The 565-nt window shown below is 46.4% G+C and carries 1 protein-coding gene; it reads right to left on the bottom strand.

Annotation, left to right across the window (positions count from 1 at the left end; translation table 11 throughout):
- The coding region (locus R7Q46_RS29155) for a VWA domain-containing protein (RefSeq protein ID WP_318078574.1) at positions 1–565 on the bottom strand (565 nt) is incomplete at both ends.

Consider the following 565-nt stretch of genomic DNA (forward strand, 5'->3'; position numbering starts at 1 on the left):
AAATCAGAAATTACCACCATGTCGGCGTTTTTGTATTTATCTCCACTCATCAAATCGATGGATTTGATAAGCGTTGGCTCCAAATCTGTACCACCATGGAAACTGTACGTTAAGAAATCCGCCGCCTCACGCAAACCATCTTGTTTGGTGAGCTCGTAAGTAATGTGTTCAGTAGAGAAAATGATCACGTAACAATCGCGCTGTTCGGCCAGTGCAATCTGCATTAACGCATACGCCATCGCTTTTGCGCACTGCTCAGGGAAACCACTCATCGAGCCAGAGGCATCCACACAGACGATGAACGGCCCTTTTTCGATATCCACAGCTTTGTTGTCTGGACGATGCGCTTTGACTTTACGTAAAGTGCGAGATTTACCTTGCGTGCGATAGTTCATTAAACGCTTGTCGACCAGATGCTTGTAGAACACGACTTCTAGCTCTGGGTAGGCCAAAAACATGGTCTCGTTTGGCAGCAGCTTGTTAAGATCGTCACTTTCATGGATACCGACGATATCATCAGTCGCTTCGTCGCTTTTTTCTTCAACCATTTGCAGCTCTTCCGCTG

It is taken from the genome of Vibrio sp. 811 (assembly GCF_033339195.1).